The 26,440-nt window shown below is 72.1% G+C and carries 25 protein-coding genes; 16 read left to right on the forward strand and 9 right to left on the reverse strand.

Annotated elements, in window-relative coordinates:
- The first annotated feature begins 5 nt into the window (after positions 1-5).
- Entirely contained in the window at positions 6-1,208 is a 1,203-nt protein-coding gene (locus ACFYUS_RS30495) for a sensor histidine kinase (RefSeq protein ID WP_388859124.1), read from the forward strand.
- A gap of 22 nt (positions 1,209-1,230) precedes the next feature.
- Complete coding sequence (locus ACFYUS_RS30500) at positions 1,231-1,905, forward strand: response regulator (protein ID WP_388859127.1); 675 nt, start codon at positions 1,231-1,233, stop codon at positions 1,903-1,905.
- A gap of 32 nt (positions 1,906-1,937) precedes the next feature.
- Here the strand turns inward: ACFYUS_RS30500 and ACFYUS_RS30505 are convergent, their stop codons facing one another.
- Positions 1,938-3,020: a DUF5937 family protein gene (locus ACFYUS_RS30505; RefSeq protein WP_388859260.1), complete on the reverse strand. Its 1,083-nt coding sequence runs from the start codon at positions 3,018-3,020 to the stop codon at positions 1,938-1,940.
- Positions 3,021-3,158: 138 nt separating this feature from the next.
- On the opposite strand from ACFYUS_RS30505, the gene ACFYUS_RS30510 reads away from it, so the two are divergent.
- Entirely contained in the window at positions 3,159-3,362 is a 204-nt protein-coding gene (locus ACFYUS_RS30510; protein ID WP_388859130.1) for a hypothetical protein, read from the forward strand.
- A gap of 128 nt (positions 3,363-3,490) precedes the next feature.
- Here the strand turns inward: ACFYUS_RS30510 and ACFYUS_RS30515 are convergent, their stop codons facing one another.
- Positions 3,491-4,675: a threonine aldolase family protein gene (locus ACFYUS_RS30515; RefSeq protein WP_388859133.1), complete on the reverse strand. Its 1,185-nt coding sequence runs from the start codon at positions 4,673-4,675 to the stop codon at positions 3,491-3,493.
- Between the two features lie 126 nt (positions 4,676-4,801).
- Between ACFYUS_RS30515 and ACFYUS_RS30520 the strand changes: the two genes are divergently transcribed.
- The 10 genes from ACFYUS_RS30520 (at position 4,802) to ACFYUS_RS30565 (ending at position 12,817) form a co-directional block, all read left to right on the forward strand.
- The gene (locus ACFYUS_RS30520) at positions 4,802-5,782 is read left to right on the forward strand and encodes a Rossmann-like and DUF2520 domain-containing protein (RefSeq protein ID WP_388859136.1); all 981 of its coding nucleotides are present in this window, start codon (positions 4,802-4,804) and stop codon (positions 5,780-5,782) included.
- Positions 5,779-6,837 carry a pantoate--beta-alanine ligase gene (gene panC / locus ACFYUS_RS30525; protein ID WP_388859139.1) on the forward strand — a complete coding sequence of 353 codons (1,059 nt, stop codon included), beginning with the start codon at positions 5,779-5,781 and terminating at the stop codon, positions 6,835-6,837. The genes ACFYUS_RS30520 and panC overlap by 4 nt, the downstream gene beginning before the upstream one ends.
- Complete coding sequence (locus tag ACFYUS_RS30530; protein ID WP_388859142.1) at positions 6,834-8,537, forward strand: L-aspartate oxidase; 1,704 nt, start codon at positions 6,834-6,836, stop codon at positions 8,535-8,537. The genes panC and ACFYUS_RS30530 overlap by 4 nt, the downstream gene beginning before the upstream one ends.
- Entirely contained in the window at positions 8,538-9,566 is a 1,029-nt protein-coding gene (gene nadC, locus ACFYUS_RS30535; RefSeq protein ID WP_388859145.1) for a carboxylating nicotinate-nucleotide diphosphorylase, read from the forward strand.
- Positions 9,566-10,372, forward strand: coding sequence for a type III pantothenate kinase (locus tag ACFYUS_RS30540; RefSeq protein ID WP_388859149.1), 807 nt, complete (start codon positions 9,566-9,568; stop codon positions 10,370-10,372). Before nadC ends, ACFYUS_RS30540 begins: the two co-directional genes overlap by 1 nt.
- Before the next feature lie 117 nt (positions 10,373-10,489).
- Entirely contained in the window at positions 10,490-11,062 is a 573-nt protein-coding gene (locus tag ACFYUS_RS30545; RefSeq protein WP_388859263.1) for a hypothetical protein, read from the forward strand.
- Positions 11,063-11,076: 14 nt separating this feature from the next.
- The gene (locus tag ACFYUS_RS30550) at positions 11,077-11,247 is read left to right on the forward strand and encodes a hypothetical protein (protein WP_388859152.1); all 171 of its coding nucleotides are present in this window, start codon (positions 11,077-11,079) and stop codon (positions 11,245-11,247) included.
- 126 nt (positions 11,248-11,373) lie between these two features.
- Positions 11,374-11,793 (forward strand): BlaI/MecI/CopY family transcriptional regulator, encoded by a 420-nt coding sequence (locus tag ACFYUS_RS30555; protein WP_388859155.1) that lies wholly within the window; start codon positions 11,374-11,376, stop codon positions 11,791-11,793.
- 15 nt (positions 11,794-11,808) lie between these two features.
- Complete coding sequence (locus tag ACFYUS_RS30560) at positions 11,809-12,327, forward strand: amino-acid N-acetyltransferase (protein ID WP_388859158.1); 519 nt, start codon at positions 11,809-11,811, stop codon at positions 12,325-12,327.
- A 154-nt stretch (positions 12,328-12,481) separates the two neighbouring features.
- Positions 12,482-12,817, forward strand: a complete 336-nt coding sequence (locus ACFYUS_RS30565; RefSeq protein WP_388859161.1) for an Lsr2 family protein — start codon at positions 12,482-12,484, stop codon at positions 12,815-12,817.
- Here the strand turns inward: ACFYUS_RS30565 and ACFYUS_RS30570 are convergent.
- Complete coding sequence (locus ACFYUS_RS30570; RefSeq protein ID WP_388859164.1) at positions 12,796-13,383, reverse strand: SCO3374 family protein; 588 nt, start codon at positions 13,381-13,383, stop codon at positions 12,796-12,798. The two genes, ACFYUS_RS30565 and ACFYUS_RS30570, sit on opposite strands and share 22 nt — an antisense overlap.
- 462 nt (positions 13,384-13,845) lie before the next feature.
- Here ACFYUS_RS30570 and ACFYUS_RS30575 point away from each other — a divergent pair, with 462 nt between their 5' ends.
- A complete protein-coding gene (locus ACFYUS_RS30575; RefSeq protein ID WP_388859167.1) occupies positions 13,846-16,368 on the forward strand; it encodes an ATP-dependent Clp protease ATP-binding subunit in 2,523 nt (840 codons plus the stop codon).
- A gap of 79 nt (positions 16,369-16,447) precedes the next feature.
- Here the strand turns inward: ACFYUS_RS30575 and ACFYUS_RS30580 are convergent, their stop codons facing one another.
- Positions 16,448-19,468 carry an NACHT domain-containing protein gene (locus ACFYUS_RS30580; protein ID WP_388859170.1) on the reverse strand — a complete coding sequence of 1,007 codons (3,021 nt, stop codon included), beginning with the start codon at positions 19,466-19,468 and terminating at the stop codon, positions 16,448-16,450.
- A 473-nt stretch (positions 19,469-19,941) separates the two neighbouring features.
- Between ACFYUS_RS30580 and ACFYUS_RS30585 the strand changes: the two genes are divergently transcribed.
- Positions 19,942-20,628: a M23 family metallopeptidase gene (locus tag ACFYUS_RS30585; RefSeq protein WP_388859173.1), complete on the forward strand. Its 687-nt coding sequence runs from the start codon at positions 19,942-19,944 to the stop codon at positions 20,626-20,628.
- A gap of 11 nt (positions 20,629-20,639) precedes the next feature.
- Here the strand turns inward: ACFYUS_RS30585 and ACFYUS_RS30590 are convergent, their stop codons facing one another.
- A complete protein-coding gene (locus ACFYUS_RS30590) occupies positions 20,640-21,194 on the reverse strand; it encodes a TetR/AcrR family transcriptional regulator (RefSeq protein ID WP_388859177.1) in 555 nt (184 codons plus the stop codon).
- A gap of 100 nt (positions 21,195-21,294) precedes the next feature.
- Between ACFYUS_RS30590 and ACFYUS_RS30595 the strand changes: the two genes are divergently transcribed.
- Positions 21,295-22,878 (forward strand): MDR family MFS transporter, encoded by a 1,584-nt coding sequence (locus tag ACFYUS_RS30595; protein WP_388859180.1) that lies wholly within the window; start codon positions 21,295-21,297, stop codon positions 22,876-22,878.
- 65 nt (positions 22,879-22,943) lie between these two features.
- On the opposite strand, the gene cseC is transcribed toward ACFYUS_RS30595, so the two are convergent.
- The 4 genes from cseC to ACFYUS_RS30615 are packed head-to-tail and all read right to left on the reverse strand — an operon-like array spanning position 22,944 to position 26,331.
- The gene (cseC, locus tag ACFYUS_RS30600) at positions 22,944-24,260 is read right to left on the reverse strand and encodes a two-component system sensor histidine kinase CseC (protein WP_388859266.1); all 1,317 of its coding nucleotides are present in this window, start codon (positions 24,258-24,260) and stop codon (positions 22,944-22,946) included.
- 10 nt (positions 24,261-24,270) lie between these two features.
- The gene (gene cseB, locus ACFYUS_RS30605; RefSeq protein WP_388859183.1) at positions 24,271-24,972 is read right to left on the reverse strand and encodes a two-component system response regulator CseB; all 702 of its coding nucleotides are present in this window, start codon (positions 24,970-24,972) and stop codon (positions 24,271-24,273) included.
- 40 nt (positions 24,973-25,012) lie between these two features.
- Complete coding sequence (locus tag ACFYUS_RS30610; RefSeq protein ID WP_388859186.1) at positions 25,013-25,771, reverse strand: hypothetical protein; 759 nt, start codon at positions 25,769-25,771, stop codon at positions 25,013-25,015.
- Positions 25,759-26,331: a SigE family RNA polymerase sigma factor gene (locus ACFYUS_RS30615; protein WP_388859189.1), complete on the reverse strand. Its 573-nt coding sequence runs from the start codon at positions 26,329-26,331 to the stop codon at positions 25,759-25,761. The genes ACFYUS_RS30610 and ACFYUS_RS30615 overlap by 13 nt, the downstream gene beginning before the upstream one ends.
- Between the last annotated feature and the right edge of the window lie 109 nt (positions 26,332-26,440).

Consider the following 26,440-nt stretch of genomic DNA (forward strand, 5'->3'; position numbering starts at 1 on the left):
GTGACGTGCAGCGCCTCTACGACTTCATCCGCAGACACCCGACGGGCGTCGACGTCTTCTGGGCCGTCGTCCTCCTCGGGTTCTCCGTGCTGTGGGTGGCGACGTCCAGCCCGAGGATGGGCCACCCCGTCGGGTACGGCGTGGTCGCCGCGCTGTTCTCCCTGGTCGTGGCCCTGCGCCGGCGGGCCCCGGAGAAGATGCTGGTCCTCGCGGTCGCGCTGGGCGTCGCCCAGCTGGCCTTCGACCTGGTGCCGTTCATGGCCGACTTCGCCATGCTCGTGATCATCTTCACCGTCGCCGCGCACGACGGGCCCAGATGGGCGTCCCGGCTCGCGCTCATCGGCGGGCTCGGCGCGGCCACCCTCTCCCAGCTCAGATGGCCCATGGGAGGACCGGGCTCGGACGCGGCCAAGGTCTTCTTCGTCATCATCATGACCGTGCCGTTCGCCCTCGCCTGGGTCCTCGGCGACTCGCTCCGCACCCGCCGCGCGTACTTCGCGCAGCTGGAGGAGCGGGCCTCCCGCCTGGAGCAGGAGCGCGAGGCGCAGGCCAAGGTCGCGGTCGCCGCCGAGCGGGCCCGGATCGCCCGCGAGCTGCACGACGTCGTCGCGCACAACGTGTCGGTGATGGTGGTCCAGGCCGACGGCGCCGCCTATGTCATGGACTCCTCCCCGGAGACCGCCAAGCAGGCCCTGGAGACGATCTCCACGACGGGCCGGCAGGCGCTCGCCGAGATGCGCAGACTCCTCGGGATCCTGCGGACCGGCGAGCACCAGGAGGCCGGGGAGTACGTGCCGCAGCCCGACGTGCAGCAGATCGAGGACCTCGTCGAGCAGGTCCGGGGAGCCGGTCTCACCGTCGACTTCGCGATCGAGGGGAGCCCCCGCCCGCTGCCCAGCGGCGTCGAGCTCACCGCGTACCGGATCGTGCAGGAGGCCCTCACCAACACGCGGAAGCACGGCGGGCCGGACGTCGGCGCCAGCGTGCGGCTCGTCTACTTCGACGACGGTCTCGGCCTGCTCGTCGAGGACGACGGCCGGGGCGCTCCGCAGGAGATGTACGAGGACGGCGGCGCCGACGGGCGGGGCCATGGTCTGATCGGTATGCGCGAGCGGGTCGGCATGGTCGGCGGCACCCTGGACGCGGGCCCGCGTCCCGGCGGCGGCTTCCGGATCAGCGCCCTGCTCCCCCTCAAGCCCGCTCACTGACGACCCTTAAGGAACTGACCTGATGTCCATCCGCGTGATGCTCGTCGACGACCAGGTGCTGCTGCGGACCGGTTTCCGCATGGTGCTCGCCGCCCAGCCGGACATGGAGGTCGTGGCGGAGGCGGGCGACGGGGTCGAGGCGCTGGAGGTGCTGCGCTCCACGGCGGTCGACGTCGTCCTGATGGACGTGCGCATGCCGAAGCTGGACGGGGTGGAGACGACCCGGCGGATCTGCGCGGAGCCGGGGGCCCCGAAGGTGCTGATCCTGACGACCTTCGACCTCGACGAGTACGCGTTCTCGGGCCTGAAGGCGGGCGCGAGCGGCTTCATGCTGAAGGACGTGCCGCCGGCGGAGCTCCTCGCCGCGATCCGCTCGGTGCACAGCGGTGACGCGGTGGTGGCGCCCTCGACCACGCGCCGGCTCCTGGACCGCTTCTCGCCGATGCTGCCCTCATCCGGCAAGGAGCCCCAGCACAAGGAGCTGGAGCGGCTGACGGAGCGGGAGCGCGAGGTGATGATGCTGGTCGCGCAGGGCCTGTCGAACGGCGAGATCGCCGCCCGGCTGGTCCTCTCCGAGGCGACGGTGAAGACCCACGTGGGCCGCATCCTCACCAAGCTGGGCCTGCGCGACCGGGTCCAGGTCGTGGTCCTGGCGTACGAGACGGGCCTGGTCCGGGCGGGCGGCGGCGCGGTCTAGGCCCTGTCCGGCGGATCGGGGTCGGACCGGGCCTAGCGGAGCACCGACTCCAGGAAGTCGCTGCCGAGCCGGGCGACGACGGCGACGTCGAGCTGGTGGAGGACGTACCGGCCGCGGCGCTGGGTGGTGGTCAGGCCGGCCTTCTTGAGGACCGCGAGGTGGCGGGAGACCTCGGGGGCGGTGATGTTGTACGCGTCGGCCAGTTCGCCCGTCGTGTACGAGCCCCGGGCGAGGCTGCGGCACAGCCGCATCCGCATCGGGTGGGCGACCGCCTCCAGGCGCAGCTTGACCGTCTCGACGGAGGCCGCGCCGCCGAGGTCCCGGTCGGGGATCGGGTACTGGACGACCGGCTGCCAGCCGGGCGCGTGCAGGGCGAAGAGGTGCGGCCAGCCGAAGGCGGTCGGCAGGAACGTCACGCCCGAGCCCTCGGCGCTGGTGCGGCCCTGGATCAGCTTGTCGACGACGATCCGGGAGCCGTGCGCGTCCTCCTCCAGGACCATCGCGGAGGAGGCGTCGGCGACGGCCTCGGCCAGCCCCTTGCGGCGCATCAGCTCCGTCTTGTGACGGGCGTCGGCGGCGAGCTGGATCCGGACGCGGCGCCAGGTGTCCGCGAAGAAGGCCTCGTCGCAGTCCTCCAGGAGCCGCCGGACCCACGCGCGCGTGGCGGGCGGGTCCGCGAGCATCCGCTCGACGAAGGCGGCCTGGCGCGGGCCGCGCGCGGCGGCCAGGTCGAGGGCGCGGCGCCGCATCCGCTCGTCGACGAGCGGGGAGGGGGCGCCGTGCGTGTAGTGGCTGGCGCAGGAGATCTCCAGGGCCGAGGCCACGTACTTCTCGTCGTCCATGCGGTCGAGGTCGTCCAGCTCCTCGGCGAGGGTCTCGCGGGGGCGGGCGGGCAGCAGGATGTCGGAGCGGGTCGAGCGCCACATGAAGTCGGCCTCGTGCAGGCGGTCCGCGAGCTCCGGCTTGAGCGCGGCGGCCGTCGTGGTGGTCCAGGCGTGCAGCCGGGGGTGGTGCGTGGGCTCGGCGAGGGCGTGCAGGGCGGCGCCCAGTTCGGCCAGCGGCGAGGGGCAGAAGGCGATCCGCTCGTGCGGCAGTCCGGTGATGTCGATGGTCACGCTCACCCGTCCATGGTGCGGGGTGGGGCGGGGGAGCTGTCGCCCCGTTTGACGGGGGTCGTCAATCGGCGGGCCCCGGATTGACGGGGGTCGTCAATCCGGGGGCCGGAGCGCGGCGGAGCGGCGCACGGTGAGGACATGAACGCACTGCACCAGTACGTCTTCGACGCCTACCGCGCCGCCCGGCTCGGCGAACCGACGCCGCCGGAGCCCGGCACCCACGACCTCGCCGTGCTGCGGGCCGTCCGCGACCGCCGCCGCTTCGCGCGGGTGGTGGCGGGCCGCCCGGCCCGCGGCACCGTCCGCGCGGCCCTGCACCGCTGGCTGCACCCGGCCGGCTGAGGCCCCGCACTGCTGCTGCGCACCGCTGCTGCGCCCCGCCCGGCGGAGGCCCTGCACCGCGCCGGCTGTGCCCCTGGCGGAGGCCCTGCACCGCGCCGGCTGTGCCCCCGGCGGAGGCCCGGGAGCGGTCACCCCCCGACGCGCGCCAGGAAGTCCCGTACGGCCTCCTTCACGTCCTTCGCCGTCCACTCCAGGCCCGGTTCCGTCACGGTCACCTCGGTGAACGCCACCCCCGGCGGGCCGCCCGCGGCCGGGGGGAACCAGCGGCGGAAGAAGGCCGCGCCGGTGTCCTCGGTCTGGGCGAAGGCCGCCGCCGTCAGGGTCTCGGGGTCGTACGGCAGCCAGACCTGGAACTGGTGGGTGTGCGGGGTCTCCGGGTGGACGCGGGACCAGCCGGTGCCCGCCTCCGCGAACGCCTCCCGGATCGCGTCGGCCACCACGCGCGCGTGTGCCACGTACGAGGGAAGCCGGGGCAGCTCGACGTCCAGGCCGCGGAGCGCGGAGAGCGCCGCCGGGTACTGCTGGAAGACCATGCCGCCGTACCGGTGGCGCCAGACCCTGGCCTCCTCCATGACGTCCTCGGGGCCGGCGAGCGCGGCCCCGGACAGGCCGCCGAGCGACTTGTAGAACGAGACGTACACGCTGTCGGCGAGCTCCGTGATCTCCGGGAGCCCGCGGCCGAAATGCGTCGTGGTCTCCCACAGCCGGGCCCCGTCGAAGTGGACCACCGCGTCCCGTTCCCGGGCCGCCTCCACCACCTCCGTCAGCTCCTCCCAGGACGGCAGCACGAAGCCGGCGTCCCGCAGCGGCAGCTCCAGCATCAGCGTCCCGAAGGGCTCCGGGTGGTCCCGCACCTCCTCGGCGGTCGGCAGCCGGGGCCCGCCGGCCGGGTGGACCGTACGGAGCCCGGAGACGGTCCCGAGCGCCCCGCCCTCGTGGACCTCGGGGTGGGCGAGCGGGTGGAGGGCGACGACGGGGCTGCCGGTGCGCCCGGCCCAGCAGCGCAGCGCCACCTGCTGGGCCATGGTGCCGGTCGGGAAGAAGACGGCGGCGGGCAGCCCGAGCTCCTCGGCGACGCGCCGCTCCAGCTCTTCCACGAGCCCGTTCCCGTACGTGTCGGGCATGGCGTCCGCGTGGCCGGCGGCCTCCGCCCAGGCGGCCAGTCCGCGCAGGCGCGACCCGACCGTGCCGTCCACCGAGGTGTCCCACAGCCTGCGTGCGGCACCGCCCCACACCCTGGCCCGGTGGAGCCGGACCGCTTCCTCGTCCACAGGAGTCTCGGCAGGAGTGTCCACAGGAGTCTCAGGATTCATGAGCCGATCATCACACCACCGCCCACACCCTGTGGACAGTCCACGGAGCGCCGCGAAACGCTGGCGTAGCATGACCAGAAATCGTCCGGTACCCGCCGAGGACTGGAACGGAAGGCCGTCCCCACCGTGAACGCACCAGCAGCGCCAGAGCCCAGGGCATCGGAGCCCCGGGCCGAGGACCGACCCGCCCGTCTCACCGTCGGAGTCGTCGGCGCCGGCCGGGTGGGACCCGCCCTCGCCGCCTCGCTCCGGCTCGCCGGGCACCGTCCCGTCGCCGTCTCGGCGGTCTCCGACGCCTCCCGGCGCCGCGCCGCCGAGCTCCTGCCCGACGTCCCCGTCGTGGAGCCCGCCCGCGTCCTCGCCCTCGCCGACCTGGTCCTGCTGACCGTGCCGGACGACGCGCTGCCGGGCCTGGTCGAGGGCCTCGCCGACACCGGGGCCGTGCGCCCGGGGCAGCTGCTCGTGCACACCTCCGGGCGGTACGGGGCCAGGGTCCTCGACCCCGCCCGCCGGGCCGGTGCCCTGCCGCTCGCCCTGCACCCCGCCATGACCTTCACCGGCACCGCCGTCGACGTCCAGCGGCTCGCCGGCTGCTCCTTCGGGGTGACCGCGCCCGAGGAGCTGCGGCTCGCCGCGGAGGCCCTGGTGATCGAGATGGGCGGCGAGCCCGAGTGGATCGCGGAGGAGGCCCGGCCGCTCTACCACGCGGCCCTGGCCCTCGGCGCGAACCACCTGGTCACGCTGGTGGCCCAGTCGATGGAGCTGCTCCACAAGGCCGGCGTCGCCGCCCCCGACCGCATGCTGGGCCCGCTCCTGGGCGCCGCCCTGGACAACGCGCTGCGGTCCGGGGACGCGGCCCTCACCGGCCCCGTCGCGCGCGGTGACGCCGGTACGGTCGCCGCCCATGTCGCCGAGCTGCGCAAGCACGCGCCCGGCACCGTCGCCGGCTATCTGGCGATGGCCCGCACGACCGCCGACCGGGCGCTCGCGCACGGCCTGCTCAAGCCCGAGCTGGCCGAGGACCTGCTGGGCGTGCTCGCCGACACGGCGAGCGGAGCCGCCCACCCCGCCGGCCCCGCCGACGGACCGCAAGGAGATGACCGATGAGCCCGTTCGCCAGCAAGCGCGCCGAGGGCGGCCGACCCGTGCGCCACGAGCCGGCGGAGCTGGTCCCCACGGCCGAGGACCTCGCGGACGCGGTCGCCCACTGGAGCGTGCCCGGCAGCACCGCCGTCGTCATGACCATGGGCGCCCTCCACGAGGGGCACGCCACCCTGATCCGGGCCGCACGCGAGCGCGTGGGCGACAAGGGCTTCGTCGTCGTCACCGTCTTCGTCAACCCGCTGCAGTTCGGCGCCGGCGAGGACCTCGACCGCTACCCCCGCACCCTCGACGCCGACCTGGAGCTGGCCCTCGACGCGGGCGCGAGCGTCGTCTTCGCGCCCTCCGTCGACGAGGTCTACCCGGGCGGCGAGCCCCAGGTCCGGATCACCGCCGGCCCCATGGGCGAGCGGCTCGAAGGCGCCTCGCGGCCCGGCCACTTCGACGGCGTGCTGACCGTCGTCGCCAAGCTGCTCCACCTCACCTCGCCCGACCTGGCCTTCTTCGGCCAGAAGGACGCCCAGCAGCTGGCCCTGATCCGCCGCATGGCCAAGGACCTGAACTTCCCCGTCGAGATCGTCGGCGTGGAGACCGTCCGCGAGACCGACGGCCTGGCCCTCTCCAGCCGCAACCGCTACCTGTCGGAGGGCGAGCGCCGGACGGCCCTCGCGCTGTCCCGCGCGCTGTTCGCGGGCCGCGAGCGGCTCGCCGCCCAGGAGGCGCTGCGCGCGCGGGCCGAGGCCCTGCCCGGCACCCAGGACCGCGCCGAGGCGCTCTCCCGGATCGGCGAGGCCCGGGCCGCCGCCGACGCCCACGCGGTCGCGCAGGCCGCCGAGGGCGGCGCCGCCGGGGCCGTACGGGCCGCGGCCCGCGCCGTCCTGGACGAGGCGGCCAGGGCCGAGCCGCCGCTCACCCTGGACTACCTGGCCCTCGTGGACCCGGCCGACTTCACCGAGGTCGCCGACGGCCACGACGGGGAGGCGGTCCTCGCCGTCGCCGCGCGCGTGGGGAGCACGCGGCTCATCGACAACGTCCCCCTGACCTTCGGAGCCTCCAAGTGACCGGAATACGGCTGCACGCGCCCGCGCCGGGCTGGGCCATCGACGCCGACGTCGTCGTGGTCGGCTCCGGGGTCGCCGGGCTCACCGCCGCCCTGCGCTGCACCGCCGCCGGGCTCCGTACGGTGGTCGTCACCAAGGCGCGCCTCGACGACGGCTCGACCCGCTGGGCCCAGGGCGGCATCGCGGCCGCGCTCGGCGAGGGCGACACCCCCGAGCAGCACCTCGACGACACCCTCGTCGCCGGTGCCGGGCTCTGCGACGAGAGCGCCGTGCGGGCCCTGGTCACGGACGGCCCCGACGCCGTCCGCCGCCTGATCTCGACCGGCGCCGACTTCGACAAGACCTCCGACGGCGAGATCGCGCTGACCCGGGAGGGCGGCCACCACCGCCGCCGGATCGCCCACGCGGGCGGGGACGCGACCGGCGCCGAGATCTCCCGCGCCCTGGTCGAGGCGATACGGGACCGGGGCGTCCGCTTCATCGAGCACGCCCTCGTCCTGGACCTCCTGGCGGACGCCGAGGGCCGTACGGCGGGCGTGACCCTGCACGTCATGGGCGAGGGCCAGCACGACGGCGTCGGCGCCGTCCACGCGCCCGCGGTGGTCCTCGCCACCGGCGGCATGGGCCAGGTCTTCTCCGCCACCACCAACCCGGGCGTCTCCACCGCCGACGGCGTCGCGCTCGCGCTGCGCGCCGGGGCCGAGGTCTCCGACCTGGAGTTCGTCCAGTTCCACCCCACGGTGCTCTTCCTCGGGGTCGGCTCCGAGGGCCAGCAGCCGCTGGTCTCCGAGGCGGTACGGGGCGAGGGCGCCCACCTGGTCGACGCCGACGGGGTCCGCTTCATGCTCGGGCAGCACGAGCTGGCCGAGCTGGCGCCCCGGGACATCGTCGCCAAGGCGATCATCCGCCGGATGCAGGAGCAGGGCGCCGAGCACATGTACCTCGACGCCCGCCACTTCGGCGCCGAGATGTGGGCGGAGCGCTTCCCGACGATCCTGGCGGCCTGCCGCTCCCACGGCATCGACCCGGTGACGGAGCCGATCCCGGTCGCGCCCGCCGCCCACTACGCCTCCGGCGGCGTCCGCACGGACCTGTCCGGCCGGACCACCGTGCCGGGCCTGTACGCGTGCGGGGAGGTCGCCTGCACGGGCGTCCACGGCGCCAACCGGCTCGCCTCGAACTCGCTCCTGGAGGGCCTGGTCTTCGCCGAGCGGATCGCCCAGGACGTCGTGGCGCGCGCCGCCGGCCGCGGCCCGGCCGTCCCGGTGGAGCACCCGTCCCCGGCGGTCCTGCCGCTGCTCGACCCGGGCGCCCGGCCCCGTATCCAGCGCACCATGACGCTGGGCGCGGGAGTGCTCCGGTCCGCCGAGAGCCTGAGCACGGCCTCCCGGGAGCTGGAAGCCCTCCACCTCCCGCCCGCCGCACCCGACGACGAGGCCGGTGACCGGAAGTCCGCCGAGCCGGGCGTCGAGTCGTGGGAGACCACCAACCTGCTCTCCGTCGCCCGCCTCCTGGTCGCGGCGGCGTCCCGCCGCGAGGAGACCCGCGGCTGCCACTGGCGCGAGGACCACCCCGACCGGGACGACGCGCGCTGGCGCAGGCACCTCGTCGCCCGCCTCACCCCGGAGCGGACCCTCGACGTCCGCACCACCGAAACCGCCGACTTCCCCCCCACCCTCGACGCACCCAGGGAGCCGTAAGTGAGCACGCCCGAGGAAGCCCGTCCCGAGCCCGTGGACGTCCCTCTCATCCAGATCAACACGATCTCCTCCGACGAGGCCGACGAGACCGGCGGCTGCGGCGACGGCTGCGGCTGCGGCGACGGCGAGGAGTTCGAGTGCGGTCTCGACCCCGCCCTCGCGCAGCTGCTCGCCGACGCCGGTCTCGATCCCGTCCAGGTCGAGGACATCGCCCACCTCGCGATCGCCGAGGACCTCGACGGCGGGGTCGACGTGACGACCGTCGCGACCGTCCCCGAGGACGCCGTCGCCACCGCCGACTTCACCGCCCGCGAGGCCGGTGTCGTGGCCGGCCTGCGGGTCGCCGAGGCCGTCCTGTCGATCGTCTGCACCGACGAGTTCGAGGTCGAGCGGCACGTCGAGGACGGCGAGCGCGTCGAGGCCGGGCAGGTGCTCCTCAGCGTCACCGCCCGCACCCGCGACCTGCTGACCGGCGAGCGCAGCGCGCTCAACATCCTGTGCCGCCTCTCCGGCATCGCCACCGCCACGCGCGCGTGGGCGGACGCCCTGGAGGGCACGAACGCGAAGGTCCGCGACACCCGCAAGACGACGCCGGGCCTGCGCGCCCTGGAGAAGTACGCGGTCCGCTGCGGCGGCGGCGTCAACCACCGCATGTCGCTCTCCGACGCGGCCCTGGTCAAGGACAACCACGTGGTCGCGGCCGGCGGCGTCGCCGAGGCCTTCAAGGCCGTCCGCGAGCTGTTCCCGGAGGTGCCGATCGAGGTCGAGGTCGACACGATGCACCAGGTCCGCGAGGTCCTGGACGCGGGCGCCGACCTGATCCTGCTCGACAACTTCACCCCGATCGAGACCGAGGAGGCCGTCGCGCTGGTCGCGGGCCGCGCCGTCCTGGAGTCCTCGGGCCGGCTGACCCTGGAGAACGCGGCGGCGTACGCGGCGACCGGCGTCGACTACCTGGCGGTCGGCGGCCTCACGCACTCCTCCCCGATCCTCGACATCGGCCTCGACCTGCGCGAGGTGCGCTCCTGATGCTGCTCACCATCGACGTCGGCAACACGCACACGGTGCTCGGGCTCTTCGACGGCGAGGAGATCGTCGAGCACTGGCGGATCTCCACGGACCCGAGCCGTACCGCCGACGAGATGGCGGTCCTGCTCCAGGGCCTCATGGGCATGCACCCGCTGCTCGGCGTCGAGCTGAGCGACGGCATCGAGGGGATCGCCATCTGCGCGACGGTCCCCTCGGTGCTGCACGAGCTGCGCGAGGTGACCCGCCGGTACTACGGGGACGTGCCGGCGGTCCTCGTGGAGCCGGGCGTCAAGACGGGGGTGCCGATCCTCACGGACAACCCCAAGGAGGTCGGCGCCGACCGCATCATCAACGCGGTCGCGGCCGTCGAGCTGTACGGCGGTCCGGCGATCGTCGTGGACTTCGGCACGGCGACGACGTACGACGCGATCACCGTCCGCGGCGAGTACGCGGGCGGGGCGATCGCGCCGGGCATCGAGATCTCGGTGGAGGCGCTGGGCGTCAAGGGCGCGATGCTCCGCAAGATCGAGCTGGCCCGCCCGCGCAGCGTGATCGGCAAGAACACGGTCGAGGCCATGCAGTCGGGCATCGTCTTCGGGTACGCCGGCCAGGTCGACGGCGTGGTGTCCCGGATGAAGCGGGAGCTGGTCGGGCCGAAGGGCGACCCCTCCGACGTCACCGTGATCGCGACCGGCGGCCTGGCGCCGATGGTCCTCGGCGACTCGAAGGAGATCGACGAGCACGAGCCCTGGCTGACCCTGATCGGCCTGCGCCTGGTCTACGAGCGGAACGTCTCGCGCATGTAGGCGCGTCCCGTGAGCGGGGGCGATCATTCCGGCGCGCCGGAATGATCGCTAAGAGGAAATTGTCCGATTAGCGCGTATCGTCGGCCCATGCCCACGCCATACGGATCCCGCGGCGGCATGGCGTTCAGCGCGGACGAACTGCGTGTGCTCCGCCGTGCCCTCGCCATCGCCCTCCACCCCGCCCCCCTCCAGGACGAGGACGTCCAGGACTGCCTGCGCCTGGCCGACTCCGTGGACGAGGCGGTACGCGAGGCCGGCCGGCTGCGCGCCTTCCTCCTCGCCGACCTGGCCCGCTACCGCGAGGCGCTGCCCGGGTCCCTCGGCGGCTACCTGGAGCTCCTCCGGGACGCGCTGGCCGCCGGCTACGACCCCGGCGCCGACGACCTCGCCGCCCTGCGCGCGCTGCGCCACAACCCGGCCGCCGCCGAGCTGCTCGCCCGCTGCCAGGTCCTCGCCGAGCGTTCCGTGCGCACGCGCCTGGCCCGGGTCTCCCAGGCCACCGCCTCGGCCGCGCCCTCCCCCTCCCGGGCCCGGCTGTTCGCGCTGCCCGGCGGGCGCGCGGCGGCCGAGGAGCCCAAGCCGAAGCCGCCCGCCCCGGCCGAGCGCCCGGTGCCCAAGCCCTCCGAGGTCTTCCCGCCGCGCCGAAGGCCCGTTCCGCCGCCCCCGCCCGAGGAACGGGTCGCCGGATAGCTACTCTGGACGGCATGGAATACGTATCCGCGCTCCTGCCCCCCGTCGTGATGGCCGCCTTCTTCATCGGCCTCGTCGTCACGATCGTCAAGAGCCAGGGCGGCCCGAACAAGGCCAAGGAGGACGCGGTCGTGGACGCCGCCCTCGCCCGCGCCGAGGCCGCCCGCCAGGCGGACGGTTCCTGACCCGGGCCCCGGCCCGCCCCGTACCGCAGTACCGAGGGTGCGCGACCTCTTCCGGTCGTGCACCCTTTTTGTCGTTCCGGGGCCGAAATAGGCGTTTATTTCTGTTTCTCCCACTAGGGTGGCAATGTGCCCCGCCCCTTGGGAGAACTCGAAGACGCGGTGATGACGCGCGTCTGGCAATGGAACCGCCCGGTCACGGTCCGGGAAGTCCTGGAGGACCTTCAGCAGGAACGGTCCATCGCCTACACCACCGTCATGACCGTCATGGACAATCTCCATCAGAAGGGCTGGGTCCGCCGGGAGGTCGAAGGCCGCGCCTATCGATATACGGCGGTCTCCACCCGCGCCGCCTACTCCGCCGCGCTGATGAACCAGGCCTGGGCGCAGAGCGACAACCCCGCCGCGGCACTCGTCGCCTTCTTCGGGATGATGTCGCCGGAACAGCGCGAGTCGCTGAACGACGCCATCCGGATCGTCCAGCGCGACACCCCCCTCCCCGCCGCCCCGCGGGAGGCCGAGGGCGGCGAAGGGACACCCCGCCCGTAGCGATAACGTCCCCCCATGTCGACCTCTGCCAAAGCCGTCACCGTACGCAGGGCCCGCACCACCGATGTGGCCGCGGTCCGCCGTCTCGTCGATCCTTTCGTGCAGCGCGGCATCCTGCTCGACAAGGCGACCGTGACCCTTTACGAGTCGATCCAGGAGTTCTGGGTCGCGGAACGCGACGAGGACTCCACGGTCGTCGGCTGCGGCGCACTCCACGTCATGTGGGAAGACCTCGCCGAAGTCCGTACTCTCGCCGTGGATCCCGACTTCAAGGGCGCCGGCGTCGGACATCAGGTGCTGGACAAGTTGTTGCACACCGCCCGATGGCTCGGGGTGCGGCGGGTATTCTGCCTGACCTTCGAAGTCGACTTCTTCGCGAAGCACGGCTTCGTCGAGATCGGCGAGACCCCCGTCGACGGAGATGTCTACAGCGAGCTCCTCCGTTCCTATGACGAGGGAGTCGCCGAGTTCCTCGGTCTCGAACGAGTGAAGCCGAACACCTTGGGCAACAGCAGGATGCTTCTGCACCTGTGACGGGGAAGCCCGGCGATCCTCTCGCGGAACCCTATGTCCGAATCGCGCACGTTTCCCGCGTTGCCGGGGTTCTGAACCTCTCCCAGGGGTTTGTGTTTTTCCGGGAAAAGCGGTTTCCTTTCCGCGTACTGCATTTTCGATGAAAGGAAATCCGGTGGCACAGAAGGTTCAGGTCCTTCTTGTCGACGACCTCGACGGCGTCGAGGCGGACGAGACCGTGACGTTCGCGCTGGACGGCAAGACCTACGAGATCGACCTCACCACCGCCAACGCGGAAAAGCTCCGTGGCCTGCTCGAGCCGTACACCACGAGTGGCCGTCGCACCGGCGGCCGCACCACCGGCGGCCGCGGCAAGGGCCGCGCCGTGGCGACGGGCAGCCAGGACACCGCGAAGATCCGCGCGTGGGCCAAGGAGAACGGCCTGAACGTCAACGACCGCGGTCGCGTTCCCGCCGACATCAAGGCCGCCTACGAGGACGCGAACCGCTGAGGCGAAAGCTGCTGAGCGGTCCCACCGACACGGGCACTCAGCAGCCGCACCCGGTGGCACTCCGCCGCGGCGGCGGCCACGAGACGCACCAGACACGGGGCATCCGCAACGCCCCACGGCGCGGACCGCAGCGCCGGCAGCGAGGACTCGACCTCGCGACCCGGCGCGGGCGCCCGCAGCCACACCGCGGCGCCCGGCGCGCCGGATCCGCTCCGCCCCGGGGGAAGGGGCGCGGTCATCCGGCCGTCGGCACCGAGGGCCACGAGATCCAGTGAGATCCCGCCCCACTCCAGCCAGTCGAGCAGCCCCGGCAGTTCCTCCGCGCTCCCCGCGGCCACGAGCAGCCCCATCCGGTGCCCCAGCAGGGCCACCGGACCCGTCGCCGCGCCCATCCGGCGCAGCACGCCCCGGCCGGCCGCCGCGGGCAGCTCCAGGACGTCGAAGCGCAGCCCGGTGACCAGAGCCACCGGCGGGCCCGCCGCCGTGGCCCAGCCGAGCTCGTCCTCGTACCACCGCGCGATCCCGCCCTCGGGCGGCGTACGGGGCAGCGGGACGGTGACGGCCATACCGGGGGAACTCCCGCGAGGGCGTGTTGGTTACGCCCGCGGTGACACACGGTCCCCCGACGAACGCGCAAGGTGTCCGTGATGGGGCGTACGCGTGCATTCGGCAGCGTGAGGGTGTTCGCTGGTAGCGGAGGGAACCGGGGTGCGCCGCATGGAGTGTCAGTCCTTACGGGTAAGACATTCCTAGTGGAGAGGGACGACTCGCGGGCTTCGGCGTCTCACGTTCGCCATCGGCGTAGTCATGGCGAGGGTAACTACTTGGCCTGCGGGAACATCGTCTCGCACCATCGGGTTGGAGCATTTGTCGGCTGTTCGGCAGCAGGTCTCCCCACTGAGAAGGGGGGTGATCCGGACGGATGTCGGCAGTTGGAATGAGCGGTCCCCGCTTGCGGGACTAAGCTGCGGAAGGACAGGGAGGGGATCGACCCCTAACTGACTGACCGCTCTGAGGAGCGATTAACGATGTTCGAGAGGTTCACCGACCGCGCGCGGCGGGTTGTCGTCCTGGCTCAGGAAGAAGCCCGGATGCTCAACCACAACTACATCGGCACCGAGCACATCCTTCTGGGCCTTATCCACGAGGGTGAGGGTGTCGCCGCTAAGGCCCTGGAGAGCCTCGGGATTTCGCTCGAGGCGGTCCGCCAGCAGGTGGAGGAGATCATCGGCCAGGGCCAGCAGGCCCCGTCCGGGCACATCCCCTTCACCCCTCGTGCCAAGAAGGTCCTGGAGCTGTCGCTCCGGGAGGCCCTCCAGCTCGGCCACAACTACATCGGCACCGAGCACATCCTGCTCGGCCTGATCCGCGAGGGCGAGGGCGTCGCCGCCCAGGTCCTCGTGAAGCTGGGCGCCGACCTCAACCGGGTGCGGCAGCAGGTCATCCAGCTGCTCTCCGGCTACCAGGGCAAGGAAGCCGCCACGGCCGGCGGTCCTGCCGAGGGCACCCCCTCGACGTCCCTGGTCCTCGACCAGTTCGGCCGCAACCTCACCCAGGCGGCCCGCGAATCCAAGCTCGACCCGGTCATCGGGCGCGAGAAGGAGATCGAGCGGGTCATGCAGGTGCTGTCCCGCCGCACCAAGAACAACCCGGTCCTCATCGGCGAGCCCGGCGTCGGCAAGACCGCCGTCGTCGAGGGCCTGGCGCAGGCCATCGTCAAGGGCGAGGTGCCCGAGACCCTCAAGGACAAGCACCTCTACACCCTGGACCTCGGCGCGCTGGTCGCCGGCTCCCGCTACCGCGGTGACTTCGAGGAGCGCCTGAAGAAGGTCCTCAAGGAGATCCGCACCCGCGGCGACATCATCCTGTTCATCGACGAGCTCCACACCCTCGTGGGTGCGGGCGCCGCCGAGGGCGCGATCGACGCCGCCAGCATCCTCAAGCCGATGCTGGCCCGCGGTGAGCTCCAGACCATCGGTGCCACCACGCTCGACGAGTACCGCAAGTACCTGGAGAAGGACGCGGCCCTGGAGCGCCGCTTCCAGCCCATCCAGGTCGCCGAGCCGTCGCTGCCGCACACCATCGAGATCCTCAAGGGTCTCCGTGACCGGTACGAGGCCCACCACCGGGTCTCCATCACCGACGAGGCCCTCGTCCAGGCCGCGACCCTGGCCGACCGGTACATCTCGGACCGCTTCCTCCCGGACAAGGCGATCGACCTGATCGACGAGGCCGGCTCCCGGATGCGCATCCGCCGGATGACCGCGCCGCCGGACCTCCGCGAGTTCGACGAGAAGATCGCCGGCGTCCGCCGCGACAAGGAGTCCGCGATCGACTCGCAGGACTTCGAGAAGGCCGCCTCCCTGCGCGACAAGGAGAAGCAGCTCCTCGCCGCGAAGACCAAGCGGGAGAAGGAGTGGAAGGCCGGCGACATGGACGTCGTCGCCGAGGTCGACGGCGAGCTGATCGCCGAGGTCCTCGCGACCGCCACCGGCATCCCGGTCTTCAAGCTGACCGAGGAGGAGTCCTCGCGTCTGCTCCGCATGGAGGACGAGCTCCACAAGCGCGTCATCGGCCAGAAGGACGCCGTCATCGGCCTCTCGCGGGCCATCCGCCGCACCCGTGCGGGTCTGAAGGACCCGAAGCGCCCCGGTGGTTCGTTCATCTTCGCCGGTCCGTCCGGTGTCGGTAAGACCGAGCTTTCGAAGGCGCTCGCCGAATTCCTCTTCGGCGACGAGGACGCGATGATCTCCCTCGACATGTCGGAGTTCAGCGAGAAGCACACGGTTTCGCGTCTCTTCGGTTCGCCGCCCGGATACGTCGGCTACGAAGAGGGCGGCCAGCTCACCGAGAAGGTGCGCCGCAAGCCGTTCTCCGTCGTCCTCTTCGACGAGGTCGAGAAGGCCCACCCCGATATCTTCAATTCCCTTCTCCAGATCCTGGAGGACGGTCGCCTGACCGACTCCCAGGGCCGGGTCGTGGACTTCAAGAACACGGTCATCATCATGACGACCAACCTCGGGACCAGGGACATCTCGAAGGGCTTCAACCTGGGCTTCGCCGCCCAGGGCGACACGAAGTCCAACTACGAGCGGATGAAGGCGAAGGTCAGCGACGAGCTGAAGCAGCACTTCCGCCCGGAGTTCCTCAACCGTGTGGACGACATCATCGTCTTCCCGCAGCTGACGCAGGAGGACATCCTCCAGATCGTCGACCTGATGATCAGCCGCGTCGACGAGCGCCTCAAGGACCGGGACATGGGCATCGAGCTCTCCCAGACCGCGAAGGAGCTCCTCGCCAAGAAGGGCTACGACCCCGTGATGGGCGCCCGGCCGCTGCGCCGGACGATCCAGCGCGAGATCGAGGACACGCTCTCCGAGAAGATCCTCTTCGGCGAGCTGCGCCCCGGTCACATCGTGGTCGTGGACACCGAGGGCGAGGGCGAAGAGCGCAAGTTCACCTTCCGCGGCGAGGAGAAGACCTCCCTCCCGGACGCCCCGCCGATCGAGGCCACGGGCGGCGCGGGCCCGAACCTGTCGAAGGACGCGTAAGGCGTAGGCGCACAAGGGGCGGCCCCGGAACCTGGTGGTTCCGGGGCCGCCCCTTTTCCGCGGCCGGAAGGGGCCGTGGTCAGAAGGAGATGATCTCCACGGCGGGGGGGAGCCGGTCGGCGCCCTTCAGGCGCGTGGCGTTGATGTGGAAGATCTTCAGGTGCTCCAGCCGCCCCAGCGGTGTCACGTCGACCTCCTGCCCGTGGAGCTCCTCGACGAAGAGACCGAGTCGCTGGGCGAGGGGGAACAGCCGCGTGACCGTCTCCAGCGGCGGCTTGCCGAGGGGAGCGGAGAACAGGAGGGTCCGGATGTGCGGGAGCGTGACATCGGCCGGCGCCGATTCGAGGTCCGTCGCGTCGATCGCGAGGAAGTTCAGCTGGGTCAGCGAGGCGAGTTCCCGCCAGTCGTGGGCCGTCACCTGGTAGGCCTGCCAGAGGTCGAGTTCGCGGAGGCCGGTGGCGGAGCGCAGCGCCGCGAGGCCCTCCTGGGGCCAGGCCGAGAAGGCGAGGTCCACCAGCGGTGCGCCGGTGGGGAGGTCGCTCAGGCGCCAGTACGGGGCGGAGGGGACGTCCAGGACGAGCTTCTCCAGCCGGGTGAGGCCGGAGAGCGCCGTCAGGTCGGGGTGCTCGCCCTCGCGGGTCAGGTTGAGGCGGACCGGGTCGCAGGCGGTGAGGAGTTCCCTCACGGCCCCGTCGGAGACGTCCGCGTCGATGGTGAGCCGGTCGGGGGCCATTCCCCGGCGGAGGAGTTCCGCGACGTGACCGTCGCGGGCGACGGAGAAGTCCAGGTCGGCCGGGTCGATGACCGTCACGACCGACTCGGCGTAGGCGCTGTCGTCGAAGCGCCGCCATCCCCAGATCAGCTGGGCGCGGACCTCGACCGACGTGTGCTCGGCGAACTGGGCCAGATACGGGATCGCCGCGTCGGAGGGGACGTGCGTCGCCGTCGTGACCACCAGGCGGGCGTCCTCGTCGCTCAGTCCCTCCGGACCCGGCAGCAGGTCCAGGACCAGCCGGCCCGCCGTCGCCAGTTCCCTGGCCTCCTCCGGCGAGCGGGGCGGGACGAGGGCCGCCGCCCGGGCCCGTACCTCCTCCCGTACCTCCTGTGTCACCTCGGTCGCGTGGTTCAGCGCGGTCGCCGCCAGGATGAGGAGGCGGAGCTGTGTCGGGCGGTCCTCGGCGGCGTCCGCCGCCTTGAGGAGTTCGCGGAGGATCTCGGCGCACTCGCGTGGGCGGGCGTGGCCGACCGCCATGCGGATGACGTCCTCCCAGCGGTCGTCCGTGGCGTGTTCCACGAGGACGCCGATGTCCCAGCGGTCCACCAGGGCCTTGGCCGCCAGGTAGTCCTGGAAGGTGCGGTGGACGAAGTCGACGGATTCGGCCGTCGGCTCGCGCAGCAGACCGCTGCGGTGGAGGAGATGGGTGAAGACCTGGTCCGGGGCGTAGGCGGAGGCCTCGATCATGGCGGGGACGGCCTCCGCGACGATCGCCTCGGCGTGGTCGCGGTCCAGCTGGAGCCGGCCGTTCAGGGTGAGCCAGTACGCGAGCCGCTGGATCAGCTGGATCTGCGGTGCCTCGTCCAGCTCGATCCCGTACGGGTTCGCCATGTCCCGCTCGCGGTCCCGGCGGGACAGGAGCATCGAGAGCGCGGAGTCGTAGAGCGTCTTGCGGCCCCGGGGCAGATAGCCGCGCCGGTCGCGGTGGATGGCGCAGATCAGTCCGCACATCAGGGGGTTGGTGGCGAGCTGGGCGACGTGCTCGTTGGTGTGCAGGGCGTCCAGGAGCGGTCGCTCGTACGGTTCGGCCTCGGGCCCGGCGGCCTGGTGCCAGCGGCGCACGAAGGTGGCGACCTCGGCGCGTGACATGGGGGCGAGGGTCAGGTCGGTGAAGCCGTCCCGGGCCAGCCAGTCGCTGCCGACGGCGGTGGGGCGGGCGGTGACCAGCCAGCGGTTGCCGTCGTACGCGTCGAGGAGGCCCCGGAGCCATGCGCGGGCGCGTCCGCGTTCGGCCTCGGGGATCTCGTCGATGCCGTCGACGAGGATCAGTCCCCGTCCGGCGGCCAGGACCCGGTCGGCCCAGCCGTCGGGTGCCGTGAGCGGGCAGTCGGCGGCGCGGAGGAAGCGGTCCGGGGCCGGGAGGCGCTCGCCGTGGCGGGTGAGGGTGCGCAGCGGGAGGACGAAGGGGATGCGGCCTCTCAGGTACGCCATGCCCTCGGCGGGGGCGTCCGAGGCGGCGGACGCGGTCAGCCACTGGACGAGGGTGGTCTTGCCGGAGCCGGCGAGGCCCCGCAGCAGGACCTTGTCGTGGCGGGCCAGGGCCAGGTCGGCGTGGACGGGTGTGTGTTCCCGTCGCTGGGGGAGGAGGCGGATCGTCTCGTCCGGCCGGGGGCCGGTCCCGGTCGCCTCCAGCGACAGGTAGGCCATGTCCAGCGGCCATTCCCGGGGTGATTCGTGCAGGTCGATCCCGTAGATGGTGAGCCGGCCGTGGCGCTTCGCGAGGTGGGACAGATACCGGTGCTCGAAGTCGGTGTCCCGGCCGTCGGCGCGGGGGGTGCGGGTCAGGACGGCGTCGACCTTGGCGAGGAGTTCGGCCTGGTTCCTGGTCTGTTCCACCAGGCTGCGGGCGATGAACGTGGAGCGCTGGGTGAAGAACTCCAGGATGTGGAGGCAGGCCCACTCCGTCATCGACTCCAGGTAGAGGACGGAGTCGGTGGAGAGGCCGTCGGGGGCCGGGGCGGCGGCGCGCAGGCGGCGGGCGAGGTCGCGGTGGCCGAGGCGGACGGCCTGGACGTCGTCCATGTCGAGGTCGCCGAGGGAGAGGAGGGTGCGGGCGAGGGTGTCGGTGACGGCCTCGGTCTCGTCGGCGGGGAAGGGGGTCTCGCCGGGGCCGCCCGTCGAGCGGCCGACGAGGGTCGCGGCGAGTTTCCGGACGTCCTTCTCCGTGAGGGTGCGCTTCTCGCCGCGGAAGGAGACCAGGGAGGAGAGCCGGATCTTCGAGGAGCCGGTGAGACCTGCCCCCGGGCCGTCGCTGACCAGCAGTTTCCTCAGCAGCGGGCTGATCGCGGCCGAGGCGAGGCGCGTGCCGATGAGTGCCGGTTCCATGTGTGCCCCCCGTGGTGTCCCGAAGTGATCAGCGTAGTGCGGGACGGCGTTCGGGGCGGCTCGGTTGCGTGACCCAGGTCCCATTCGGGGGCGGGCGCTGGTGACAAGGCGCACAGGCGTTTCGAGGGGTACTAAGTGGAATAGTGGCGACCTTTGGTGTGGATTCGGGATGTTTCGGAGTGAACCGTCGGGGCTTTGGTCCCGGGAGGTCCCGAACCAGGCGTCGGGCGGCGTTTCGGGCGGTTCCGGGCCCCGCGACGTGCGCGTAAACCGATTCTCTTGTTCCGTTATGTCCGATTTCGCGAGCCCCCTCCGGGGTCGTCGCGCGGCGAACTTCCCCGGAGATCGCTACGACGCAATGTCGTAGATGGGGTGTTTTGGGATGAGCTGGGGGCCGGGTTACCAAGGATGAGCAAGCCCGACACGGCGACCGTCCGCGTCGGGTCCCGTACTTCCCGGAGGTCTTCCCCCGTATGTCGAAGCGCGTCATGAACCCCGCCGCCCGTATCACCGCCGTCGCTCTCGCCGCCGCGGGTCTGGGAGCGTCGCTGGTGGCCGGAGCAGGGTCCGCCTTCGCCGCCGAGGGCAAGGTCGCGACCGCCCCGGTCGCGCTCACCGCGTCCGCCGCCGTCGCCGCCCAGGCCGACGCCCAGGCCCACCTCGCCGCCCAGGTGAAGGCCGCCGCCGCCAAGGCCACCGCCGTGAAGGCCACCCCGGTGAAGGCCGTCAAGAAGGCGACCCCGGCCTGGGTCAAGCCGGTCTCCGTCTACGCCCTCAGCGCCAGCTTCAACCAGGGCGGCGCCATGTGGGCCCACAAGCACTCCGGCCAGGACTTCGCCGTCCCGGTCGGCACCCCGGTCAAGGCCGCGGCCGCCGGCACCGTCGTGAAGGCCGGCCCGAACGGCGGCGGCGACGGCCCCGCGTACGGCAACGCGATCGTCATCAAGCACGCCAACGGCACGTACTCCCAGTACGCCCACCTGTCGCGGATCCAGGTCCACATCGGCCAGGCCGTCGGCGCCGGCCAGCAGATCGCCCTCTCGGGCAACACCGGCAACTCCTCCGGCCCGCACCTGCACTTCGAGATCCGCACGACCCCGAACTACGGCTCCGCCGTCAACCCGATGACCTTCCTGCGGGCCCACGGCGTCGGCGTCTGACGCACCCGCGGCTAGGCCCCCTGGGCCTGCTCGATCAGATCGAGGGCGACCTCGAGGACGGCTTCCTGCTTCTCCTCGGGGTCGCCCTCGACGTTCTCCATGAAGAAGGTCCCGGCGTGCAGCGCGAAGATCGCGCTCACGGCGCGGACCTTGTCCTTCATCGGGGCGTCGGGTTCCTGGATGAACTTGTTGAGCGCGATGAAGCGCTCCTTGAAGGTGAGCCCGATGCTCAGGTCGCGCACGGTCGCCTGGTTCTCGTGCATGAAGCGGAACAGCGGGGCAGCGGCGCGCAGGGCCCTCTGGTAGCGGCGCAGGATCTCCTGCTTGGTCTCCAGGGTGCGCGGCTGCTCGCCGGCCCAGACGACCAGCTCGTCGATCGGGCGCGCCAGGTCCTGGAAGATCCCGATGATGATGTCTTCCTTGGTCTTGAAGTGGTAGTAGAGCGCCGCCTTCGTGACGTCCAGCCGCTCCGCGATCTCGCGCAGCGAGGTCTTCTCGTAGCCCTGCTCGGCGAAGAGTTCGAGAGCCACGTCCTGGATGCGCTGGCGGGTGTTGCCTCGGGCCATGACGGGTCTCCGCTTTCCAGAAAACTTACTTGACGCCCGGCTAGTTACGGGCCTACCGTCCCAGTGTAGTAACTAGCCGGGCGGCAAGTAAGGGATCGACATGGCGACGAAACAGAACGTTCAGGCAGCAGAGGGGGAGGTTGCGGACCCGCAGCCGCGCAGCGTACGCGTCGTCCTCCTCGCCCTCATGATCGCGATGCTGCTCGCGATGCTCGACAACATGATCATCGGCACCGCGATGCCGACGATCGTCGGTGAGCTCGGCGGCCTGGAGCACCTCTCCTGGGTCGTCACCGCCTACACGCTGGCCACCGCCGCCTCCACCCCCATCTGGGGCAAGCTCGGCGACATGTTCGGCCGCAAGGGCGTCTTCCTCGTCTCGATCGTGATCTTCCTGATCGGTTCGGCGCTCAGCGGCATGGCCCAGGACATGGGCCAGCTCATCGGCTTCCGCACGATCCAGGGCCTCGGCGCCGGCGGTCTGATGGTCGGCGTCATGGCCATCATCGGCGACCTGATCCCGCCCCGTGAGCGCGGCAAGTACCAGGGCATGATGGCCGGAATCATGGCCCTCGCCATGATCGGCGGCCCCCTCGTCGGCGGCACCATCACCGACCACTGGGGCTGGCGCTGGTCCTTCTACATCAACCTGCCGCTCGGTGTCGTCGCCCTCGCCATGCTCACCACCGTCCTGCACCTGCCGAAGAAGCAGCGCGCCACGGACACCCGGATCGACTTCCTCGGCGCCGCGCTGCTGACCGCCGGCATCACCGCGATCGTCCTCGTCACCACCTGGGGCGGCACGGAGTACGCCTGGGGCTCGGCCACCATCGTCGGCCTGATCATCGGCGGCGTCGCCGCGCTCGCGGCCTTCCTCTTCGTCGAGACCCGGGCGAGCGACCCGATCATGCCGCTGCACATCTTCCGCAGCCGCAACTTCACCCTGATGTCCCTGATCGGCTTCATCACCGGCTTCGTGATGTTCGGCGCGGTCCTCTACCTGCCGATCTTCCAGCAGTCCGTCCAGGGCGCCTCGGCCACCAACTCCGGCCTGCTGCTCCTGCCGATGCTGCTGTCGATGATGGTCGTCTCGCTGCTCGTCGGCCGCTTCACCACCAGCACCGGCAAGTACAAGGTCTTCCCGATCGTGGGCGGCGCGCTCATGGTCGCCGGCCTCTTCCTGCTCTCGACGATGGACACCGGCACCTCGCGCCTCGTCTCCGGGATCTGGATGGCCCTCCTCGGCGCCGGCATGGGCTTCCTCATGCAGATCACCATGCTGGTCGCCCAGAACAGCGTGGAGATGAAGGACATGGGCGTCGCCTCCTCCTCCACCACCCTCTTCCGGACGCTCGGCTCCTCCTTCGGCGTCGCGATCATGGGCGCGCTCTTCACCAGCCGCGTCCAGGACGAGATGGCCTCCCGCGGCGGTGGCGGGCTCACCGAGCGCACCGCCCAGCTCGACGCGGCGAGCCTCGCCAAGCTGCCGGCCGCGCTCCGCGAGGCCTACCAGCACGCGGTCGCCACCGGCACGCACGGCGCCTTCCTCGTCGCCTCGGCCGTCGCCGTCCTCGGCTTCGTCCTCGCCTTCTTCGTCAAGGAGGTGGCGCTCCGCGGCGCCGGACCGGCCGCGGCCCCGAAGGCGGAGTCCGGCGACACCGCGAAGGTCGCCGAGACGGTCTGACGGCAGCGGTACGTACGGCGGAGGGGCCGGGTCCTGTTCATGGACCCGGCCCCTCCGCCGTACCCTCACTCCGGCAGCCGCAGGATCGGGAAGCTGCCCGTGTTCGTCGGCGCGTGGTCCGGCAGCCACAGCACCGCGATGGCGCCGCCCACCCCCTCCGGAGCCCCCTCCGCGGCCACGTTCCGGAAGGTCAGCCGGGCGCCGAGGACCCGCGCCTGGCCCGCCGCGATCGTCAGGCCCAGGCCGTGGCCCTGGCCCGCGCGGTCGCTCGTGCCCGTACGGAACCGGCTCGGGCCCTCCTTGAGCAGCGCCTCCGGGAAACCCGGCCCGTGGTCGCGGACGCGGACCACCCGGCCCTCGACGGTGACCTCGACCGGCGGCTTGCCGTGCTTGGCCGCGTTGGCGAGGAGATTGCCCAGGACCCGCTCCAGACGGCGCGGATCGGTGTTCACCCAGGACTCGTGCACGACCCGGACGACGACCTCCGGATCCAGGGCCCGCACCCGCCGCTCCACGAACTCGCCGAGCGAGATCTCCTGGAGCTCGGCCCGCTCCGACGCGCTGTCGAGCCGGGCCACCTCCAGGACGTCCTCGACCAGCGTCCGCATGGCCTGTGCCCGGTCCCGTACGAGCTCGGTCGGACGCCCCGGCGGCAGCAGCTCGGCCGCCGTGAGCAGCCCGGTGACGGGGGTGCGCAGCTCGTGCGCGATGTCGGCGGTGACCCGCCGCTCGGCCTCGATCCGCTCGTTCAGGGCGTCGGTCAGGGCGTCCACCGCCCACGCCAGGTCGTCGGTCTCGTCCCGTACGACTCCGCCGACGGCGTCCCGCACCCGTACGTCCGTATTGCCCTGGGCCACCCGCCCGGCCGCGACGGCGGCCTTCCGCAGTCGCCGCGACAGCTGCCCGCCGATGAGGACGCCGAGCGCGCAGCCGCCGAAGACCACCGACACCGAGCCGATGACGAGGGCCCGGTCCAGATCGTTCATGATCGTCGCGCTGCGGTCGGCGAAGGGGATGTGCAGGGAGAGCACGTCGCCGTTGGCGAGCGGCACGGCCGCCCACACGTCCGGCGGCCCGCCGTGCCGGTGCTCCTGCACGTACGTCCCGCGCCGCTTGTCCCGCATCAGCTGGTGCAGCGGGGACGGCAGCGCCGGATCGTTGATCTTCGTGCCGAAGCGGGGCTCCTTCGGCTTCGACGTCTCGTACATCCGCTGCGCGAAGAGCAGCCGCTCCATCTGCACCTCGCGCGCGTTGTCGAGCATCGAGATGCGGGCGGCGTTGTGCACGACGATGCTCAGGGTGACCGCGATGAGGGCGCCGACCGCCGCGATGGCGACGGCGATCTTCCAGCGGACCCCGGTACGGAGCGGGAACAGCTTCACCTGCACGGGGTCAGCCCTTGAGCTTGTAACCGAAGCCGCGCACGGTCTCGATCCGGTCCTGGCCGATCTTGGCGCGCAGCCGCTGCACATGGACGTCCACGACCCGGGTGTCACCGCCCCAGCCGTAGTCCCAGACCCGCTCCAGGAGCTTGTCCCGCGACAGCACGGTGCCCGGCGCCGAGGAGAACTCCAGGAGCAGCCGCATCTCGGTCGGGGTCAGCGCCACCGGCACCCCGCCCCTGCGGACCTCCATGCCCTCCGTGTCGACCTCCAGGTCGCCGAAGACGAGGAGCCCGCCGCCGTCCGCGGGCTCGTCGTGCTCGCCGGCGCCGGCCCCGCCCGCGTGGCCGAAGCGGCGCAGCACGGCCCGGATGCGGGCCATCAGGACGGAGCCGTCGAAGGGCTTGGTGACGTAGTCGTCGGCCCCGGCCTCCAGGCCGAGCACGACGTCGATCGAGTCGGCGCGCGCCGACAGCATGATGACGGGCACCGTCGACTCGTCGCGGATGCGGCGGCAGAGGCTGACCCCGTCCATGCCCGGCAGCATCACGTCGAGGAGGGCGATGTCCGGCCGCTGCGCCCGGAAGGCGTCCAGGCCGGAGAGCCCGTCGGGCATGGCGGTCACCCGGAAGCCGTCCCGCTCCAGGGCGAGCTGGGTGGCCTCACGGATGACGTCGTCGTCCTCGACGAACAGGACATGGGTCTCGGCCATCGTGCGTGCCCTTCGGTGTGCGTGTGCTGGGGTCTGCGGCTCAGTTCGCGGCGGGTTCGCTCGGCGCGGGCTCCACGCCCGCGCTCGCGCCCTCGCCGTCGCCGACGGCCCGGCTGTAGTCGTTGTGCACCCAGTCGTGCTGGGTGAACCTGTTCCCCGACCAGCGGTAGGTGATCACGTCCTCGCCCGAGGGGTACGCGACCGGGTCGCCCTTCGCGTACACCTGCTTGGTGACGACGAGGTCCCCCCGGTCGATCGTGGCGTAGACCGCCGCGTCCTCGGACATGAACACGTTCTCGTACCGGTCGTTCTGCTTGCGGTAGACGTACGTGCCGATGCCGACGGCGTCACCGCAGGTCATCACGTTGACGACGACGTCGGGGGCGGGGGAGTCGGTGAGATTGCCGTAGGAGGAGTCCACCGGGTACGCGTCCGCGACGCACGGCTTCAGATCGCCCTTGAACCGCGCGCCGATCTTCGGGTCGCCCTTCAGGAGCGCGATCGGATCCACGCGCTCGGCCGACTGCGGGCCGGCGCTCGCGGCGACGGAGGGGGCGGGCGCCGTGGCGGCGACCTCGTCGGTGCGGGCCGCGCCCTCGTCGCGGGAGCCGGTGCCGCCGGTGGAGCAGCCCGCCAGGGACAGTCCGACGGCGACGAGCCCGGCCGTCGCCGTGACGCTCGCCGCCTTGACGGTACGCCGCGAGCGGCGGCGCCCGGTTCCGTACCGGTCGCCGCCGCCGCTCACACCGTGGTGGTCTCCGTGTGGTCTGCCGTCGGGTTCGCCGTCTAGGCCGCGCACCGCTCCCGCCCCCCTTCGTCGCCTCGTACGGTCGCCCGCTCCCCGGTCCGCCCCAGGGCGCGGGCGTCGAGGTCACGGCTCTCCAGTTCCTGGCGGAGCCGGGCGAGCGCGCGGTGGAGCGTGGACTTCACCGTACCTGTCGACATGCCGAGCGCCGCCGCCGTCTCCTCCGTGCTCATCTGCTCCCAGTGCCGCAGGACGACGACGCTGCGCTGCTTGGGCGCGAGCACCTTCAGGACGTCCATGAGGAGGGCGCGGTCGGCGTGCTGCTCGGTCGGGTCGTCGACGCTCCCGTCGGGCAGCTGCTCGGTCGGCACCTCTTCGAGCCTGCGGGAGCGCCACCACTCGGTCCGGGTGTTGATCATGACCCGGCGCAGATAGGCGTCGGCGAGGGACTTGTCGGCGATGCCGTCCCAGCGGCCGTACGTACGGGCCAGGGCCGTCTGCAGGAGGTCCTGGGCGTCGACGGGGTCGGCGACGAGACGACGGGCGCTGCGCAGCAGCGCGTCCTGCCGCGTGCGTACGTACTCCTCGAAGTCGAGCACCTCGCCGTGCCTCATCCGAACCGCCTCCGATCCCCGTGACCTTCGTTCCTCGTGTCGTCGACGACGCTACGGAGCGGTTGTCACGGGGCTGTGCGGGGCAGCCGTCGGTGGACGCACGGCTACC

This window comes from Streptomyces sp. NPDC004284, from assembly GCF_042874035.1.
In the GTDB taxonomy this organism is placed as follows: Bacteria; Actinomycetota; Actinomycetes; order Streptomycetales; family Streptomycetaceae; genus Streptomyces.